This window comes from Candidatus Nitrospira allomarina, from assembly GCF_032050975.1.
Taxonomy (GTDB): Bacteria; Nitrospirota; Nitrospiria; order Nitrospirales; family UBA8639; genus Nitrospira_E; species Nitrospira_E allomarina.
In genome coordinates this window covers 1693442-1711123 of record NZ_CP116967.1, presented here as the reverse complement: position 1 = coordinate 1711123, position 17682 = coordinate 1693442, and the positions used below count along the sequence as shown (strand labels likewise).

11 protein-coding genes, 1 tRNA gene, 1 other RNA gene and 2 pseudogenes are annotated in these 17682 nt (G+C 48.3%); 8 read left to right on the top strand and 7 right to left on the bottom strand.

What is annotated here, in order from left to right:
- Positions 1 to 126: 126 nt before the first annotated feature.
- Together miaB and mtaB are read right to left on the bottom strand one after the other, a co-directional pair.
- Positions 127 to 1500 (bottom strand): tRNA (N6-isopentenyl adenosine(37)-C2)-methylthiotransferase MiaB, encoded by a 1374-nt coding sequence (miaB, locus tag PP769_RS07595; protein ID WP_312646385.1) that lies wholly within the window; start codon positions 1498 to 1500, stop codon positions 127 to 129.
- A gap of 13 nt (positions 1501 to 1513) precedes the next feature.
- Positions 1514 to 2899: a tRNA (N(6)-L-threonylcarbamoyladenosine(37)-C(2))-methylthiotransferase MtaB gene (mtaB, locus tag PP769_RS07590; RefSeq protein ID WP_312646384.1), complete on the bottom strand. Its 1386-nt coding sequence runs from the start codon at positions 2897 to 2899 to the stop codon at positions 1514 to 1516.
- A 187-nt stretch (positions 2900 to 3086) separates the two neighbouring features.
- On the opposite strand from mtaB, the gene PP769_RS07585 reads away from it, so the two are divergent.
- Positions 3087 to 4466 carry a TrkH family potassium uptake protein gene (locus tag PP769_RS07585; RefSeq protein WP_312646383.1) on the top strand — a complete coding sequence of 460 codons (1380 nt, stop codon included), beginning with the start codon at positions 3087 to 3089 and terminating at the stop codon, positions 4464 to 4466.
- Positions 4467 to 4472: 6 nt separating this feature from the next.
- Here PP769_RS07585 and PP769_RS07580 read toward each other — a convergent pair whose 3' ends face one another.
- The gene (locus PP769_RS07580) at positions 4473 to 4763 is read right to left on the bottom strand and encodes a hypothetical protein (protein WP_312646382.1); all 291 of its coding nucleotides are present in this window, start codon (positions 4761 to 4763) and stop codon (positions 4473 to 4475) included.
- A gap of 762 nt (positions 4764 to 5525) precedes the next feature.
- Here PP769_RS07580 and PP769_RS07575 point away from each other — a divergent pair.
- Positions 5526 to 9059, top strand: a complete 3534-nt coding sequence (locus PP769_RS07575) for a vitamin B12-dependent ribonucleotide reductase (protein WP_312646381.1) — start codon at positions 5526 to 5528, stop codon at positions 9057 to 9059.
- Positions 9060 to 9277: 218 nt separating this feature from the next.
- Here the strand turns inward: PP769_RS07575 and PP769_RS07570 are convergent, their stop codons facing one another.
- Positions 9278 to 10183, bottom strand: coding sequence for a J domain-containing protein (locus tag PP769_RS07570; RefSeq protein ID WP_312646380.1), 906 nt, complete (start codon positions 10181 to 10183; stop codon positions 9278 to 9280).
- A gap of 607 nt (positions 10184 to 10790) precedes the next feature.
- Here PP769_RS07570 and PP769_RS07565 point away from each other — a divergent pair.
- A complete protein-coding gene (locus tag PP769_RS07565) occupies positions 10791 to 11138 on the top strand; it encodes a cupin domain-containing protein (protein ID WP_312646379.1) in 348 nt (115 codons plus the stop codon).
- A gap of 41 nt (positions 11139 to 11179) precedes the next feature.
- Here PP769_RS07565 and PP769_RS07560 read toward each other — a convergent pair whose 3' ends face one another.
- Positions 11180 to 12046 carry a formylglycine-generating enzyme family protein gene (locus PP769_RS07560; protein WP_312646378.1) on the bottom strand — a complete coding sequence of 289 codons (867 nt, stop codon included), beginning with the start codon at positions 12044 to 12046 and terminating at the stop codon, positions 11180 to 11182.
- Between the two features lie 1036 nt (positions 12047 to 13082).
- Between PP769_RS07560 and PP769_RS07555 the strand changes: the two are divergent.
- The 5 genes and pseudogenes from PP769_RS07555 to PP769_RS19730 all read left to right on the top strand — a co-directional run bounded on the left by PP769_RS07555 (position 13083) and on the right by PP769_RS19730 (position 16936).
- Positions 13083 to 14047 (top strand): annotated as a pseudogene (locus tag PP769_RS07555) (IS30 family transposase).
- 123 nt (positions 14048 to 14170) lie between these two features.
- The gene (locus tag PP769_RS19740; protein WP_376753404.1) at positions 14171 to 14479 is read left to right on the top strand and encodes a tyrosine-type recombinase/integrase; all 309 of its coding nucleotides are present in this window, start codon (positions 14171 to 14173) and stop codon (positions 14477 to 14479) included.
- Between the two features lie 542 nt (positions 14480 to 15021).
- Entirely contained in the window at positions 15022 to 15198 is a 177-nt protein-coding gene (locus PP769_RS07550) for a hypothetical protein (RefSeq protein WP_312646377.1), read from the top strand.
- Positions 15199 to 15274: 76 nt separating this feature from the next.
- Positions 15275 to 16120: pseudogene (locus tag PP769_RS19735) on the top strand (recombinase family protein); the annotation flags it as partial.
- A 75-nt stretch (positions 16121 to 16195) separates the two neighbouring features.
- A complete protein-coding gene (locus PP769_RS19730; RefSeq protein WP_376753431.1) occupies positions 16196 to 16936 on the top strand; it encodes a recombinase zinc ribbon domain-containing protein in 741 nt (246 codons plus the stop codon).
- Here PP769_RS19730 and PP769_RS07540 read toward each other — a convergent pair.
- A tRNA-Glu gene (locus PP769_RS07540) sits at positions 16896 to 16973 on the bottom strand. The two genes, PP769_RS19730 and PP769_RS07540, sit on opposite strands and share 41 nt — an antisense overlap.
- A 227-nt stretch (positions 16974 to 17200) precedes the next feature.
- Positions 17201 to 17625: RNase P RNA component class A (rnpB, locus tag PP769_RS07535), an RNA gene on the bottom strand.
- Positions 17626 to 17682 lie beyond the last annotated feature (57 nt).

Here is a 17682-nt window from a genome sequence, read left to right as displayed (position 1 = left end):
CAGCCTCAACCCGGAAAAAGAGACTATTTAGGAGAAGGCGAGCACAGGGAATGGCAGGAAAATCGAAGATTTATGAACGGAGGGTGGGGTAAGAATGTTTTTGCCTTCGGTAACACAGGAAATCCATCAGGATAGGACCTGCCCATAGAGGGTCGAAGGCGAGGCATCCATGATAAGAACGGGCACAAGGTCTCCTGGTTGACGGACTTCGTCATCCTTGGGCCAGACAACCGTCACATTGTGGTCGCTATGTCCCATCCATTGAAGGTCGGATTTTTTGGAATGCCCTTCCAACATAACCTCCACTGTGGTGCCGATGAGTTCTTTGTTTTTTGAAAGGGAAATTTCTTTTTGCAATTCCACGAGCTGGTTTGTCCTGTACCCCTTTATCTGCTCAGGCACATCGTCCGCAAATTTTCTGGCCGCAATTGTGTGTTTTCGTTCAGAATATTTGAATACGAACGCCGCCTGATATTCCACCTCTTGCATAAGACGATAAGTCTCCTGGAACTCCTCATCGGTTTCTCCACAAAATCCACAAATGATATCGGTGGTCAAAACAAGAGGGCCCTTCTTTCGAATGGCCTCGACAAGGTTTCGATACTCTCGTTGAGTGTAGCCCCGACCCATACGTTCCAGAATTCGATCATTAGCCGATTGCAGCGGCAAATGAATCGTCTTACAGATGGCGGGATGCTCCGCTACGGCTTCAAGCAGGGCAGGAGGAAAATCTTTAGGGTGGGGAGACATAAACCGCACACGTTGAATTCCCGGGACATCCCCAACGGCGATTAACAATCGGGCAAAATCCCATTCTCCGGACCGGTAGGAATTGACATTTTGTCCCAATAATGTGATTTGCCGAACCCCCTGACTGACCAATTGATGGGCTTCCTGAATTATTCCTTCAGGGTCTCGAGAGCGTTCTCGTCCTCGCGTATAGGGCACCACGCAAAAGGAACAAAAATTATCACAGCCCCGCATGACGGCGATCCATCCATTAATTCCATCCGGCCGGTCCGGGACGATATGGGCATACGTTTCATATTCGGACAGATCAACGGCCAACCCTCGTTTTCGGTGCTCCAGCGCATCGATAAGAAGATCGGGCAGTCGCCGGTACCCATCCGGCCCGACCAGCACATCAATGAACGATCGGGTATCCATCAGCTCTTGTTTCAGATTCTGCGCCATACAGCCTAATACCCCGATGACCAATCCTCGATCTTTTTTTCTATTGGTATAGCGGGCTAAATGGCCATACACGCGATTATGTGCATTCTCACGAATGGCACAGGTGTTAAACAGGATTACATCGGCTTCATCATCATGCGGCGTAAATTGAAATCCTCGGGTTTTTAACAGCGACCGAACGATTTCGGAATCATATTCATTCATCTGACACCCGAAGGTCTCCATATACACCTGATAGCCACTTTGACCAGTGGAACGGGTCCGGGCCTTCAGGCTGGTAGGGAGGAGTAAAGGGGATCCGCTCACAAACATCACCTTCCTATGAAACGCACACAAATGAAGACGCTGAAAAAAGATCCTGTGCCGGGGGAGGACTTTCAGAGAACGGCTCCAGCAATCCCAACGTGGTGTCCGACATCATGCCGGTCACGACAACCGGTTGAATAGTATTCCGTAACGGATGCGGAGAACGAACGGTGACACGAAGAAAATTATCCGTGAGCCCTGGCCAATACCCGTCGGCTTCCGCTGCTTCAAATAACACCGAGACCCGTCGCCCTACAAACCGCTGTTGGAAAGCCATTCGCTTGTGATCGGACATTTCTCGCAAAGATCGACTCCGCTCTTTTGTCGTAACGGGAGACACGGGATGCGGTAATTTGGTGGAAGCCGTACCGGGCCGAGGCGAGTAACTAAACACATGCAAATACGCAAAAGGAAGATTTCTGACCACTGCTTCCGTATTCGCAAATTCTTTTGGGCCCTCACCAGGAAAACCCACCAGCACATCCGTGCCGAAACACAGGTCTGGAATGCGTTTCAGCGCTGAGTCCATGGACTCCTGGTACTCTCGTACGGAATACCGGCGATTCATGGCCTGCAATATACGATCGTCACCACTCTGTAAGGGAACATGTAAATGCCGGCAAAGCTTGGTGGAACTACTCATATAGTCCAGAAGACTCTCAGGTACCGTAGTGGGTTCAATAGAGGAAATACGGATCCGCTCAAGGCCTTCTATAGCTTCAAATCGTTGAATGAGCGCCAGGAGATCGGCAGCTCCATCACGATATTGCCCGATGTTCACCCCCGTCAGCACTAACTCCCGATGCCCCCTTTCCACCAACAGCTCGGCCTCACAAACCGCATCCTCCAGAAACCGACTCCGCTCCCGTCCTCTGGCAAAGGGAATCAGACAAAACGAACACATAAACTGGCACCCATCCTGAATTTTTAAATTTGCGCGAGTCGTCGTATAGGCTCCAACGCCTTCTATCGAAAAATTCCTAGGATCAATCCGTCCATGATGCACCAGTGGCACAGGTTGTTTTTTAAGTCGGGGAAAAGGCGGAATAATCTCAGGCAGCTTCATTTTGAATTGATTCCCGACAATGAGGTCAATATCGGCCATGCGACGAAGCACTTCCAAGCCGGTCTGAGCATAACACCCGGTGACGGCGACAAAGGCATGGGGGGAATGACGGAGGACCTGACGAACGATTCGTCGACATTCCACCTCAGCCCCTTCCGTGACGGTGCAGGTATTGATCACAAAAAGATCCGTCTCCTGACCAAACTCGACCGGGATAAATCCGCTTTGCTGAAACCCGTCTTTAAGCAGAGCCGTTTCAGCCTGGTTGAGTCGGCACCCTAACGTATATAACGTGACACGTGGTTGGGGTTCTTGAAAATCCTCAGAATTCATAGGCAAATCATTATAAAGAAGGCCCTTTCACACAACAAGGCAGGGGAAACCAGGTTTCCATTGCCGACCGAACATGCTAATATTTTTTTATCCTAGATGCAGCCGGGCACATTCGGGGATTGCCCTACGGTTATCTATCGTCTTTCAATCTTGTCTCCCGCTCAATCGAACCCTCTCCTCTCAAACAATGACTGACGGTTTCGGAAGACTCCTGATAGCTCGTTTTGTCGGCTTTCGGTTATTACCGGGCCAGATTGTGGCATTAGCCGCCCTTGGACTCATTTTCTTCGGTGCCTGCCTGCTCATGCTGCCAATCGCCACTCATCCCGGAGTGAACATTTCATTCCTTGACGCGCTTTTTACGGCAACCTCTGCAGTTTGTGTGACAGGTCTCATCGTCGTGGATACTCCTCAGGATTTTACCTTGTTTGGGCAAGGCGTGGTTCTCGGATTGATCCAGATTGGAGGATTAGGATATGCCTTGATGGCCACGATGATCTTACTCATTTTAGGGCGTCGCCTTGGGTTGCGAGACCGCATGATGCTCAGCGAATCCATGAATACGATGGATTTACAGGGATTAGTCCGATTCGTGAAGCTGGTCGCCACAATTACTTTTGGGTTAGAGGGCCTTGGCGCGGTGTTGCTCACGCTTCGCTTTGCCGTCGATATGCCTTGGGGAACCGCCGCCTATTACGGGATATTCCATTCCATTTCGGCATTTAATAATGCCGGGTTTGCCCTTTTTTCTGATAGCTTTAAGTCCTTTCAAACAGATTGGTCCATCAATGGAATCATCACCATTTTGGTGATCTTCGGAAGCATCGGGTTTTTTGTCTTTGAAGATCTTCTAGGCAATCTTCGTGGGCAACGCTTTCGTCTACAGACCCATACTAAATTGGTGCTGGTCACCACCGCCCTGCTTATCGTGGGGGGAACAATAGGCATTACCATATTGGAGTGGAACAATCCCTCCACATTCCAATCCGCCTCCATCGGGAAAAAGCTGACCATTTCCTATTTTCACTCCGTTTCCCGTACCGCAGGGTTTACATCCATCGATATCGTCGACATGCGCGATGCCACCCTCTATTTCCTGTTATTATTGATGGCCATCGGAGGATCGCCCGGAAGTATGGCAGGAGGTCTCAAAACGACCACCGCTGCTATCGTATTTCTAACCATCTTAAACATGCTTCGTCGAGATAGAGACGTAGAGGTCTTTAACCGGCGAATACCCCAGGACCTCATTACCCGAGCCCTTTGCTTCACCGTCCTGGCCATTGTCATGATTACCGGCATGACCCTACTCTTGGATTCTACCGAATCACAACCGTTTTTATTTCTGATGTTCGAAATCACCTCAGCCATGGGCATTGTGGGTATGTCATTAGGAAACGGCGAAACACTGAGCTTATCGGCTCTCTTTACCGACTTTGGAAAAGTGATGATTATGCTTTCCATGCTATTGGGCCGGTTCGGGCCCTTAATGATCGGGTTATTTGCCGTGAAAACGGCAGTAAGCAAACCCTATCGCTATGCCAAGGCCCGCGTGATTATCGGGTAAATCGACTCAGACAATCCGTCGCTGAAGCCTGAAAATAAAAAATGCCAGCGTCGGAAGCGGGAATAAGACATAGGGCAAGGCCCACAACCACACATTTTTTCCTCTCACCCTGGCTTGATCATACATCCAAACGAAGATCCAAACCATTAACAACACATAATTGGCTATAATCCATTGAGTCGTTCGGACATGTAACTGGCTTTCCCCCTCCTCACCGATCAGGAGGAAAAACATAACCTCCAACAAGGCCAACGCCAGCACTAATCCAAGAACCAAGGGTTTACTCCACACATACATGATTTGGCTCCTTCTTCAAAAAATAGTTTTCCTGGTCTCCTTGGACCCTATCCGGTCCACCTGCGACATGTCCTAACGTGGCATAAGGTACCGTCGCAAATCAAAAAATGCTTCAAGAGACGGCCTATCGATTCCCTCCTGACGTCTTTCACCCTGACACATTCAATCCATTTTTTCTCTTAAAATTTTCAGATCTTTAATTGTGTGAGGAATTGTCCTGAAAATTTCAAAAGGCACCCTGACATTTTTCGAACATTTTTTTCTTCTTGGGTCGTAAACGTGTGCATAACTTGTTGGGTGAAAATTTCAGCCTGTTGATAACCAGGAAAATTTATTCAGAACTCCGCACGAAATATTAGGTTTTTTGAACTCACATGTTCTGCACAGAAATCCCCACTTGAGAGGCATTAATCACAACATTTAGTATTGACATTTTTTTCGATCCGCTATAGATTGTGGGGCATTGGTTTATACCAATTATTTCTTCCGGTTTTATTTTTTCCTATTTTTCTGATGTGTGCAGGCATTTGGCATTCGCCCATTCTTTCCTGCTAGAGGCCAGTCATTCGTCGATACGCTGCATTGATGGCTTCTGGTTGCACTGCTTGTTGTATGAACTCCAGGATCCCTGAGAGAATACCAGGCAGTAGAGAGGCACAAATCTTAATGTGCTCTCCTGGAAGGCAGGGATGCCAGATGAGGCGGAAAAAATGACCGAAGAATTACCCCTCAGGTTTGCAGTCTCTTCCAAAGGAGTCCTACATGAAAATTGACCGTCGATTTACAAAAACCGGTGAAAGCCCGTATCAAACCATTCCCTTTTCACACCGATCATCCGAAATCCGGAATCCGGATGGCTCGGCCGTGTTTCATCAAGCCAACATTCTGGCCCCGGAACATTGGTCTCAATTAGCGGTCGATATTTTAGCCCAAAAATATTTTCGCAAAGCCGGAGTTCCCCAATTTGACGATCAAGGACAACCACTCCTCAATGACAAAGGCGGCCCCATTCTTGGAGGGGAACGGGATGCCCGGCAGGTGTTCCATCGACTAGCCGGTTGTTGGACGGAATGGGGCAAGACCCATCACTACTTTGATACCCCTGAAGATGCGGAAACCTTTAAAGACGAACTTAGTTATATGTTGGCCTGGCAAATGGCCGCTCCAAACTCTCCCCAATGGTTCAATACCGGTCTGCACTTTGCCTATGGCCTGTCTGGACCCTCACAAGGACATTTCTACGTAGACCCGAATTCCCATCGGGTCAAACTAGCCCGCAATGCGTATGAACGCCCTCAAGTCCATGCCTGCTTTATCCAATCGATCTCTGATGATTTGGTGAATGAAGGCGGGATTATGGATCTCTGGGTTCGTGAAGCCCGCCTTTTCAAATATGGGTCGGGAACCGGCACTAATTTCTCCAAGTTACGGGCCGATGGAGAATCGTTATCGGGAGGCGGTCGCTCGTCCGGACTCATGTCCTTTCTCAAAATCGGCGATCGGGCTGCTGGTGCCATTAAATCGGGAGGCACAACCCGCCGTGCCGCGAAAATGGTGTGCCTGGATTTAGATCATCCCGACATTGAAGAATTTATTGATTGGAAAGTCATAGAAGAACAAAAAGTGGCGGCCATGGTCACCGGATCGAAAGTCTGCGCACGTCATCTGAATGCCATTTTAAGGGCCTGTCACGTCCCACGTCAGGACGGGACGACTCAGGTCGATACCAATCCCCGAGATAACCATGCCTTACGTGAGGCGATCCAGGCCGCACGGGAAGCCGCTGTGCCTGAACCCTATATTCACCGGATGTTCAGCTACGCTCAGGAAGGATTTACCCATTTTGTGTTCCATGAATATGACACCAATTGGGATAGCAAAGCCTATCAGACGGTCTCCGGGCAAAACTCGAATAATAGCATCCGAATTCCCAATGAATTTTTTGAGACCCTTCAGGCAGGCGGGGATTGGAAGTTGACCAGACGCACCGACGGTGCGGTCTGCAAAACCATGCCGGCAAAAGAATTATGGGATCGAATCGCCTGGGCGGCCTGGATCTGCGCAGATCCCGGCGTGCAATATGACACAACCATTAATGAATGGCACACCTGTCCCCAGGATGGTCGGATTAAAGCCTCGAATCCTTGCAGCGAATACATGTTTTTAGATGATACCGCATGCAACCTGGCTTCTCTCAATTTAGGACGATTTCTCACATCGGAAGGACAGTTTGATATTGACGGCTTTCGACATGCCGTCCGGTTGTGGACGATTGTCCTGGAAATCAGCGTGCTGATGGCTGGATTCCCAGGTCGCGCGATTGCTGAAAAAAGCTTTGCCTATAGAACCCTCGGCCTTGGCTATGCCAACTTGGGCTCCATTCTGATGAAACTGGGGATTCCTTATGATTCGCCACAGGCCTTAGCCTGGAGTGGCGCCATTACATCCCTGATGACCGGGGAGGCCTATGCCACCTCCGCAGAAATGGCCAAGGAATTGGGTCACTTTAATGCCTATCCACGAAATGCCGAAGCCATGCTTCGAGTCATGCGAAACCATCGCCGAGCGGCCTACAATGCTTCGGCGGATGAATATGAAGAGCTCACAATTCCTCCCATGGGCATTCAATCGGACCAATGTCCCCAAACCCTCTTACAAGCCGCACAAACATCCTGGGACCGGGCATTGGCGCTGGGAGAACAGTACGGGTACCGGAACGCACAAGCCACAGTCATCGCTCCGACCGGTACGATCGGCTTAGTCATGGATTGCGATACGACGGGGATCGAGCCGGATTTCGCCCTGGTCAAATTCAAAAAACTGGCCGGCGGCGGCTACTTTAAAATCATCAATCAAAGTCTTCCACCCGCGTTACGGCATCTTGGATACAACTCCAGCCAGATTCAGGATATCATCACCTATGCGACGGGAACCCGAACGCTCAAACAGGCCCCCTTTATCAACCATGACACGTTGCTGGCCAAGGGATTCGACCGCGAGGTGCTGGAACGCATGGAGGCCACGCTGGACGGAGCCTTTGATATTCATTTTGCGTTTAACAAATGGACCCTCACCGAGGAATTTTGTCGCGAAAAATTAGGTCTGACCGAATCCCAACTTCAGAGTCCTCAATTAAATATTCTCAAACTCCTCGGTTTTACTCAGGAAGAAATTCTTGCGGCAACGGACTTTTGCTGTGGCACCATGACCGTCGAAGGCGCACCCCATCTCAAACCTGAACATTTGTCAGTGTTTGATTGTGCCAACCGGTGCGGACGCATAGGACAACGATTTATTTCTCCTCCGGCTCACATCCGGATGATGGCAGCCGCCCAGCCTTTTATCAGCGGAGCCATTAGCAAAACCATCAATATGCCGGCAGAGGCGTCCGTGGACTCCGTGAAGGAGGCCTATATGTTGTCTTGGACGTCCATGGTCAAAGCCGTAGCCCTGTACCGGGATGGATCAAAACTGAGCCAACCGCTCAATACAGTGAGTGAATGGGGCGATTTATCCGCCCAAAATGAGCACATCGCCTCCGTGGCAAAACAAGCGGCTTCCCGTGTGCTGGTCCGTTACCTGGCGAAACGCCGTCCCCTACCGACCCGTCGAGGCGGGTATACCCAAAAGGCGATTGTCGGCGGTCACAAAATCTATCTCCGAACCGGCGAATATGAAGATGGAACTCTGGGCGAAATTTTCCTGGATATGCATAAAGAGGGGGCGGCATTTCGAAGTCTGATGAACTGTTTCGCCATTGCGATTTCCCTGGGATTCCAACATGGCGTACCGCTTGAGGAATATGTGGACGCATTTGTGTTCACTCGATTTGAGCCAAACGGACCGGTCAAGCTTAACGACCATATCAAAATGTCCACATCGATCATCGACTACATTTTCCGCGAACTGGCGATCACCTACCTGGACCGGCACGATTTGGAACAAGTCGCCCCTGAAGATCTTCGCGTGGATGCCCTCAAGAAGGAAACGGATATGCCGGATGATGGCGAAGAAGGCTTAGTGGACCCACGCTCGCTCAGCTCAACCTCAATCAGTCCCGAGGTATTTCCCTCCCGGAAGCCCGTAGGAAACGGGGTAGGAAAGAACGGAGAGCATGGGAAAGTCGCCAGAAAAGTGGAAATGAAACGCGAGACCCTCACCATCACGGAAGTACAGGAAGCCCGGCAAAAAGGCTATGAAGGCGACCCCTGTCCGGAATGCAAGCAATTTAAGATGGTAAGGAACGGAACCTGCCTGAAGTGTGATAACTGCGGATCCACCAACGGGTGTTCGTAAAAACTTTTGATATCCAAGAAGGACTGGCCATTGTCAGGGATGCAAACAAAAACGATCATTTAATGATCTTTGTGGAGACTCATTGCTCTTTGGTCTTGCCTGGCACTCAAGACTAATGATTAATCCATAAGTCAAAAGGTTAACTCGATCCGGCGTTCTTTGAATTCAAAGAACGCTGGATTGTTAAAAAATGCCATTCATACATTCAAGCCCTAGGGTCATGACCGCAAGGGAAGTGGCAATTCCTTCGGGGCGGGTTTCTCTTCCGGCTTTCTGACGAGATCGGGTCGGGCTTTCAGTATCCATGCAATGGCCTGCTCGTTATAGCTTCTAAGCTGGCCGTAAACAATCCATCGCATGCTGTGAACCGTATCAATATACTCATTAAAGTGATCCTGTGTGATTGCATTGGGGGCCAATTTCAGTAATGTTGGCAGCAGGCAGCTTTCACAACCGGAAGCTTGCTCCTGAAATGACGGGTACACAAAATGTTTCGCCAAATCAAGCCGGTGACATAAGATACGGGCGAGCTGGTTGTAATTTCGTTCTTTGTTTTCCTTCCCGGCAATTCCGAGAATCTCTTCTCCATAAAGGTAGATTTTTTCCCATGTCATGGCGTACGGCGCTTTTTCTAAGAGCCTGTCGAGTAAATGGGTATTGACCCCCAACAGTTGCTCATCAAATGCCGATGTCACCACATGTTTGGCCATTTCCGGACGTTCGCATAAAATATCGGCCATCCAGACAAAGCACTTTTCCTGGGTACTTCTATCAAGATAATCGATAATGGATTCGATCAGCTTTATCTCTTCTCTGGTAATGAGCGATCGATCCCGGAGAATAATGTCTTTGGCTCTTCTGACTCGACTCCTGACAAGTTCAATTTTTGACCCGCCATTCAGCATATATCCATTATCGTAATCAGCCCGTTTTTCTTCGTGACTGAGTACGGCATAGGCTTCGTTAATCCTGAACATCCTTTCCTTGGCGGCCTGTCGTTCCGCTTGTGGGACGACATCCTCATGATTTTCTTTGACAAATTTCCGCCATGCGCTCTGCACTTCCTTCAGGAGTGCATCTTCAGGAATACCCAGAATTTGGTAATAGTTCAATCCGTCAATCATGGTCTTGTACTAAGGGTTAATTCTCGATGCGAACCATAGTCGCGTAAAAATATACGCGAAGGACAGGGCTTCACACCAGAAAATCTGTTGTCAGAATTAGAAAATCAGCCACCTTTTTTTCAATTACCGCAGATGTCACGCTGGTGCGAACCAATAAATCTGGACACCACCTACCTCCTACTTCAACCATACGTGGTATTTGGCTTGCCTCATTCCCATTTTTCAAGTCTTCAAAAATATTTATCCCCAGAATTCACATAATGAATTCCTTTTTCACAAAGGACATTGTGACTTCATAGTGAAATTATCCACCACCGTTCACATCTTTTCCACAAATTGTGACATTGACAGAGATATCTCCCCTCTATATAAGAAGACGCATTCACAGATAACTTAACTCCCTTGCATTCTCTTCTCTCTACCCCCATGAATGCACTGCTGGTGCTTTTCCCTGGCTTTCCTTCCGTAAGAGTGACTGGCGTATTTTCCTGCCCGTCTTGTTCCTCTCCGCGCTTCTCCCTGAGCGGGCGTCAATGCCCAAATGCCGGCGGCCACCAGCTTATTCATCAATTTTTTTATAAGTCTTTTATTCTTTAAGAGGCCTATCATGGAAAGCCGTCCCACCATTGACCGTGCAATCGTTGCAAAAAATTGGCATGCTCGCGGATTTTCCTGTGGGGTGTGGATTGATCATGCCGGACGTGAATGGAGAGCCGCCACCCAGGATATGGAAGAAATATTTATGGCAATGTCAGGAGAATTGGAATTAGAAATCGCAGGAGAGCGGATTCAACCATCTGTAGGAAAAGAAGTTCTTATTCCCAGCGGTGCACCTTATACCATTCGTAATATTGGGGGTACTACGGCTCGTTGGCTCTATGGGCAAAAACGGTCGCCTTCTGCTCCCCTCCAACCGGTCGAATTAAATCGCGATCTCATCCATACCCCACTGTAGAGTTTGACCGAGTGTGGCTACTTTTACGAGTAGCCGCACCATCACTTCGCATCCTTGGCACAACGAAATCCTGTTGTCAGGTCCTGAAAATCAACTTCCCCTTTTGAGCGAGCGGTCACCCGCAAGTTTACCGGCTGATCTTCCCACGATCCCCCGCGTAATACTTTATAATCGCCTTCCGCCGGCCCTTGAGGATTCTTTTTAGGGCTCTCCTCATAATAAAAACGTTCATACCAATCATTGACCCATTCGGCCGCATTCCCGGCCATATGGTACAAGCCATAGGCGCTTTTTCCGCCCTGTTTTAATCCGTGGCGAATACTCATGCCCCTGGTCCCACTGGTGACCGGAGAAAGCGTCAATTTATAACTGACCCAGCCAGTCGTCCCCTGATTGTAGTTGGCGATATCCACAAATGGCTGCATGTGCCCCCATGGATACCTCCGCCCATCTGTACCCCGAGCGGCTTTCTCCCATTCGGCCTCCGTGGGCAAGCGTTTTTCCACCCACTGACAGTACCGATTGGCATCGTTCCAGGAAATGCCCACGGCCGGTCGAATCCCTAATTCTCCGGTGGCAACACCATCATCCCACAGCGGTGGGGGTTCAATACTGTAATCGGTATCTAATAATTTCTGATATTCCGCCATGGTCACTTCGTACCGATCGATAGAATAGGCATCCAGCCACACGGTATGTTCCGGTCGTTCGTTCCGAGGACCGTCATTATCTCCCATGAGAAACTCCCCTTCAGGAATCAGCACCATGGAACCCGGCGGTCCATCATCTTGCACCGGAGCATCCAGCCAAGAATTTCCTCCTTTGGATTCTTGAGCCAAGGTGGGCTGGCTCAGACTATTGAAAATGAAGAATACCGCCATTATGCCCAATAACCATGTGTGCGTCATAACACCTCGTCAGAAATTTGAATAATTAAATTTTGGTTCGCAACACGCGTCACATTCCGTCTTCAAATACCCACTGGAATCAGAACTGATCATTACACACTTAAGTACTTTCAGCGATACCCTGGCTAGCCAAATTCGACTCTTGGATGATGCTCGTTTACGACATGAGGTGGCAACCCCAAAAATCCCTTTCTGTATCAGTAGAGTAAGAGTTCGACAGGCCCCAAAAAAGTACGATTGTTATGCTTACCATATCGAACTTAACTGAACGAGTGAAGAGGCCTCGTCGATTTCCTTCAAGAATCGCGTCATATTCTGTAATCAATCACTGGCAATGATTTATTAAACAAAAAAGCCGTTGAAGAAACCTTCAACGGCTTAAACTATGGCGTCCCCAACGGGATTCAAAGAGGGTTGGAACACTCAAACGTGCTTTACTATCAATGAGTTTGTAGCTGTGTAAGAGCCGTGCATAGCAAAGTACTACAAATGTGAACTGTTTTCAAGAAGTGTGGATTAGGAATAGAGAAAATATGCATGGATATCTTAGGCAGTCACCAAACACTAAAGTTACCTTCATTAACATTAGTCTTTTTTACTAAGAAAAATTAACTGTCATGAGAATGATTATTTAAACAATCAAATATTCCCTCAAAGAGGTCTGTGATGTTTAAAAAAGGACATATTGCGCCCAGTCGACCGTAAGGGATTCAGAATAAACACAATCTCGAAGCGAAGCAGTTAACCCGACAGCTCGTGGACGACCCAACGTATAAACAGAATTAATCGATCTCCAAAATAAAGGCCAACGTAAACAAGTAAGAAAATTGATATCACGAATTTGAAGAAAGAAGAATCTCCTTCTAAGAAGTAATTTCAGTAAACCAACCATCATTAAATATTCCTCGCACGCGATCGTGGCGATCTCATTTTGAATTGGTGAATTCAACTCGTAAGTGCAACTCTACCATGGTGGATCGAAGGCAAGCTGCAGTAGGATCGTGGCTTTTCTCACCGCCAAGTAAGAGGAGCCCCGATGAGGTACACACAGCTTGCCGAAGAACACCGCTACCAAATTTATGCGCTCATGAAAGCCGGTCATCGCCAAACCAACATTGCTGCGGTCGTGGGAGTCCATAAGTCCACGATCAGCCGTGAGGTGCGGCGCAACAGAGGTTTGCGAGGCTATCGTCCCTTGCAGGCCCACCAGTTGGCGGTTCACCGTCGCCAGACCAAGGCGCAATGCCGTCTTACCCCGGAGCACTGGAGCCTGATCGAGCGTCTGCTGCAGGAGGACTGGAGTCCCGAACAGATCAGTCTATGGTTGGCTGATCAACAGGCTCTCACCATCAGTCACGAATGGATCTATCAGCATGTTCTTCACGATAAGGCCCAAGATGGCACCCTCTACCGCCATCTCCGCTGCCAGAAGGCCCGCAAGAAACGGTACGGAGCCTATGACCGCCGCGGCCACCTGCGCAATCGGGTCTCTATCGAGGAACGCCCCGGCATTGTCGAAGACCGTACGCGCCTCGGGGACTGGGAGCTCGATACCATCATCGGCAAAGGCCGACGGCCAGTCCTCGTCTCGCTGACCTAACGCACTTCACGTTTGGCGCTGATCGCAAAGGTGCCCAATAAGGAATCGGCGGGTGTCACTCATGCCATCTTGAAACTTCTGGCGCCCCTGCCTGAGCACGTCCATACCCTCACGGCTGACAATGGAAAAGAGTTTGCCCAGCACGAAGCCATCGCCAAGGCCCTTAATGCCGACTTCTATTTTGCTCATCCGTACGCCTCCTGGGAGCGGGGCCTCAACGAAAATACAAATGGCCTCATTCGCCAGTATTTTCCGAAGAGCGGTGATTTCACGACATCACCCAGCAGGACCTTGACCACGTCATGCTCAAACTCAACAACCGACCAAGGAAATGCCTTGGGATGCAAACACCCAATCAAGTATGTTTTGGCATCAACCCATTTGTTGTACTAGTGAGTTGAATCCACGATTTCATTTAATTTCGGGGAAAAGATACAAAAGAGAAGTGCCCTTGGCTCCGGCAGTTTTAAAAACCTTGCGAAAATTAAATAAAGTGCGGCGGTTGGCACTGTCCCTTTGTCTTTTTGTACCAAGGGCAGTCAATCCAGAGAATTAAAAGGGGGTTTGGAGGAGTTTGCAAGCGGGATGGAATTGAGGTTTTTCGATTTTATGACCTTCGGCACTGTGCAGCTTCCAATTTGCGACGGGCTGGTGTGGACACTTTAACGGCCATGAAGATCATTGGGCATCAGTCGGAGAATATGCACAAACGGTTTAACTCATTGTCACCGGAGGATTTAACTCAAGCTACCCAAAAGCTGTATTTCTACCTTGCTAACACTCTAATAACACCTGCCTCTAACCTGCTTCCTGCCAATTCTGTAAGTGTTTGATTTGGTTGGTGGGCCGTGTAGGGGTCGAACCTATAGCCCGCTGATTAAGAGTCAGCTGCTCTCAACCTAGGAAGAATTCTACATAAAACTAATATTTTTGGGGTTAGGGTCAAGATAAAATCACAAAGTTCGACGTATTTATTTTCCCTCACCTTTTCGACCATAAGCCCTTCTTTTCCATTCACTGAATCCGTTCCTCATTCAATTTCAATAGGAAAAAGTCCTTGACCTTATGAAGGACGGTGACCTTTACCATTTTCAACTGAAAGTTGTCGGCCAAGACTGGCTTTTGTTCGCAGGGAGACCCGTGTTCTCGCCGCTGTTGGTGCCTTATGGCAGTTCTGTAATTAACCTTCCAGCTAGCACATGGACTGTGCAGTAATCTCCTGGTTCTTCCTGTAATATCTAGGGGTTAGTAAACTTTATTTTTGTTATGGAAGTTATTATAATTAGATGTTTTTATATATATTATTATATATTATTTGGAGTTAAAGAAGTAAAGACTTGGTCAAAAAGTATAATTACAGTAAGAAGAGGAGTTTATGAAAAATGAACGCATCCTGATTGAAATCCCAGGACACCTAAAAGAAAAATTGGATGTCCTGAGAACTCAGGGATACACCATTTCTGGATTTATCAGGGCGTTATTGGAACGCGAACTGGCCCACATCAAATTGGACAAGCCAAAGCCAAGACCTAGAATTGGCTTAGAGGATTGACTGCTCAAATTCTGATTTACAGGAGAAAATCATGATAGCTGCCATTTATGCACGTTAATCAAATGAACAGGCTTCGATAGAAGAAGAAAGGTCTGTACAGAGACAGATTGACCACGCACGGGAGTATGTCGAAAAAAAGGGCTGGATTGTCCAGGATGAGTTCATTTTTGTGGATGATGGAGTGAGTGGAGCCGAATTCATAAAACGTCCTGGATTTGTCCGGCTTATTAATGCCCTCAAACCGAAACCTCCGTTTCAGGCCCTTATCATGTCGGAGGAAAGTCGACTTGGAAGAGAACAAATTGAAACGAGCTATGCCTTGAAACAAATTCTGGATGCCGGAGTCCGTGTATTTTTCTACCTGGAAGATAGAGAACGAGTCCTAGAGTCAGCCACTGATAAAATCATGTTGACGATTTCTAACTTTGCAGCTGAGATAGAGCGAGAAAAGTGCCGCCAACGAACTCACGATGCATTAGCCAAGAAAGCCAAATTAGGACACGTAACTGGAGGCAAGGCCTATGGCTATGACAATGTTGAAGTTCTTAGTCAAGATCTTGGTCCAGAAGGCAAACCCCAAAAGCTTTATGTTGTCCAAAAGATCAATGAGCAGGAAGCACAGGTGGTGAAATACATATATGATCGATATACCCAGGGCTGGGGGGTCACTCGGATAGCCAAGTCCTTAAATACCGAGCAGGTCTCTCCGCCAAGAAGGGCCAGAGGGGGTTGGGCTCCCAGTGCCATTTAGGAAATTCTTCATCGTCAGCGGTACCGGGGAATAATTGTATGGAATATCTTCCAAAACGTATACAAAGGCGGAACCACCAAACGAGTTAAACGCCCGAAGGAAGATTGGATATGCCCTGAAGACCTTAATCTGAGAATAATTTCGCCTGAGCTCGCTCAATCCGTAGATGACCGCATTCAACATAATTCACGCGTTTATACCAACGATCCTGAAACGGGACGGTTAATTCTCGGACGTCCTGGCCACATGGACTATGACTCAAAATACCTTCTTACAGGTTTAATGAAATGTGGGATTTGTGGCGGAGGTATGGGAGCTATTACTCGTGAGCGGAAACGAACTGGTAGCAAGTTTTATGGGTGCACTTATTACCAAAAACGAGGGAAAGCGATCTGTACTATTAAGCTAGCAATTCAACAGGAAATTCTTGATCGCGTGATCCTTAACGCGATTAACCAGGTTTTGGACGAACAACTTATAAAAGACGTCGTGGATAAAGCGCTCACCCAATTAAGAAGTGGGAAAACGGAAGGGGCAGATCGGCAGGGTACCCTAGAAAAAGAACTCAGCCTACTCGAAACTAAGGTTCAACGGATCATTGATGCCATCGCCGCTGGACAACCACACGAATCTTTAGTAGCCAGACTTAAAACAGAAGAAGACCAGAAAAAGGTACTGTTACGTGAATTGGAAATTTTGAATCTTTCAAAAAAGAACGTTGTTTACCTTGACGAGGCCAAGGTGAAACAAGACTTGCGAAAACGGGTAAAGAACATGAAAGGGGTCTTAGGTCGACATCCGGCTCAAGCCCGTCAAGTTTTGCGTAAACTGTTAAATGGAAGGATTACGTGTACGCCAGTTATGGTGGGTGAATCCGATGGGTACCAGGTAACTGGACAGGGTAATTATCATAATTTCCTTCCCAGTACCCTGGTACCTATCCTATTGGCGTCCCCAACGGGATTCGAACCCGTGTTGCCGGCTTGAAAGGCCGGCGTCCTAGGCCAGGCTAGACGATGGGGACGCAGTAATTCAGGATGTATATTAGGCCTTTGTATGATAAACACGGAAGCGATGGACCCGGCATTCTATCAATGGGGAAAACACGAGTCAAACCAGGAAGTTATTCTCACCCCTCAGAATGCTACTGAAACTTTGCCTCCCATTTGTGGGGTCTCCCAGAGAAGGCCTCGACACCACGTGAGGAGAAAACCACCATAATTGTGGGCATACATAATCAGTAAAGGATGGTGAAGGAGTGGGCCTATAAGCCGGATTCTGTACTAGATGAAACGAGTTTCATCCAGTGGTGACCATTTCTCTGGAACCTAGGTTACCCTAGGCTTCAAGCAACCTACCCGAGAACCTCGACCGGGCCGGTCTCTCTCCCAGTTCGTGAAGAAATCGCGTCCTTCGACAAACCGGGAATCGTCCCCCTATTTGGTTTTGCTCCAGGTGACGCTTACCCTGCCACCTGTGTCACCACAGGCGCGGTGGGCTCTTACCCCACCATTTCACCCTTACCTGGCAAAAACCGAGGAATTTGCCATTGGCGGTATATTTTCTGTGGCGCTGGTGTCGGATTGCTCCGCCTGGGCGTTACCCAGCACCTTGCCCTTTGGAGTCCGGACTTTCCTCTCACGAAAAGTTCCGTGAGCGGCCACCCGGCCCACTCGCACCATCAGTAACTATCGTAGGTTGAGAAAATATTGAAAGCAAGAGGCGCGTCACAT